We start from the raw sequence: 1,937 nt of genomic DNA, 5'->3' as shown, positions 1-1,937 counted from the left end.
TTCAATGAATTGATTTCTGGCGTTAGAGCTGATGTCGGCATCAAAATATTTGGTGATGATTTGGATCGGTTATTACTCACCGCAAAAGATATTCTAAATATAGTGAAAACCGTGGACGGTGCTGCTGATGCCCGAATGGAACAGGTCACAGGTGTTCCATCTTTATCAGTAATTCCTAAACGAGAAGCGCTTGGTAGGTATGGTTTGAGCGTTACCGAACTGCAAGACTGGGTTGCTACTGCAATTGGCGGTGAATCTGCGGGGATCATTTATGAAGGAGACAGACGATTTGAGTTAGTTGTTCGTCTACCGGAGCAAATAAGAACGGATATCGATAGCTTGAAGCATCTGCCGCTTCCACTTGAGAATGGTAACTATGTGCCACTTGAAGAAGTTGCAGAGCTTAAATCTGAGTCTTTACCTGCTCAAATTAGCCGTGAGAGAGGTAAAAGAAGAGTTGTGGTTACCGTCAATGTTCGTGGTAGAGATTTAGGCGGTTTTGTCAAAGAAGTGAAAGCTAAAATTAATCAGGAAGGAGAAATTCCAGCAGGATACTGGCTTGATTATGGCGGAACCTTTGAACAGCTAGAGTCAGCGAGTAAAAGATTAAGCTTAGTTGTGCCGATCACACTAATTGTTATCTTAGGTATTTTGGTTATTGCATTTGGTTCATTAAAAGATGCATTGATCATTTTCAGTGGTGTACCGTTAGCATTAACTGGGGGCGTAATTTCTCTTTATTTAAGAGACATGCCTTTATCTATTTCGGCAGGTGTCGGCTTCATTGCATTGTCAGGTGTTGCCGTATTAAATGGCTTGGTTATGTTGGCTTTTATTCGAGATCTTTGGCATGAAAAAGGCGACCTTTACGTAGCGATCATTGAAGGTGCCATCATTCGTTTAAGACCTATTTTAATGACGGCACTGGTCGCAAGTTTAGGTTTTATTCCAATGGCGTTAAACACTGGAATTGGTGCAGAAGTGCAACGACCACTAGCAACAGTTGTTATCGGCGGTATTGTATCTTCTACAATTTTAACTTTGTTTGTATTGCCTATTTTATATCAATGGGCGCATGGCGCTGAGAGTAGTAAACAGCAATCTGACGAAATTTAAAAACAAAAAAGCAGCTTAATTTATGTTTAAGCTGCTTTTATATTTAATCTTTTTATTTTAATTTTTAAAGTTTAATTCGCATCATCTCGGCAAGTTTCTTTAGGAAACTCAAATTCAATGGTTGTATGAGACAAGCGATAGGCAGAAAGTCTCTTAGCCACTTGTTCCTTAAGTTTAATTAATTCATCAACGTCAGTTTTTTCGACTAATTCTATGTGAGCAGTTAATACGTGACTTTCGCCATCTAACGACCAAAAATGCAGATGATGTACGCCATTAACTTCTGGAAGGTTAGTTAGCGACTGTTTTATACTTTCTTGAGTTTCTTCATCTGGCGCGGCCTGAAGAAACAAGACAATTGTTGATTTCAGATTTTTAAAAACATTGAACAAGATAAACAATGTGAAGCCAATAGATAGTAACGGATCTAAAATGGGCAAATCTACAAATAACAGCACAATAGATACAATAAGCACAGCAACCCAGCCAAGTACGTCTTCAAGCAAGTGCCATGTAAGTACTTTTTCATTTAAGGTTTCTCCAGCTTTTAATTTTAATACAGCATATCCGTTAACGGCAACGCCGAGTATCGCTAGCCCTAACATCCCCTCGACTACAGGCATTTCAGGATTGGACAGCCTTGGAATTGCTTCAAATAAAATCCAAATTGAGCCAATGATTAAAACAATACTGTTTATCAATGCGCCAAAGAGTGTAAGTCTACGATAACCATAACTAAACTTATCTGATGCTTCTTTATCTGAAAAACGACTTAAAATCCACGCAAAACCTATTGAAAGACTATCACCAAGATCGTGAAC

At 38.8% G+C, this 1,937-nt stretch carries 2 protein-coding genes; one reads left to right on the top strand and one right to left on the bottom strand.

Annotated elements, in window-relative coordinates:
• The coding region (locus MTN96_RS36720) for an efflux RND transporter permease subunit (protein ID WP_248534826.1) at window positions 1-1,116 on the top strand (1,116 nt) is incomplete at its 5' end.
• Between the two features lie 71 nt (window positions 1,117-1,187).
• On the opposite strand, the gene MTN96_RS36715 is transcribed toward MTN96_RS36720, so the two are convergent.
• Window positions 1,188-1,937, bottom strand: a 750-nt coding sequence (locus MTN96_RS36715) for a cation diffusion facilitator family transporter (protein WP_248534824.1), incomplete at its 5' end; no start/stop codon positions are given.

It is taken from the genome of Pseudoalteromonas sp. 2CM28B, from assembly GCF_023161935.1.
The sequence above is the reverse complement of the archived record's forward strand: the minus strand, read 5'-3'. Positions and strand labels throughout refer to the sequence as shown.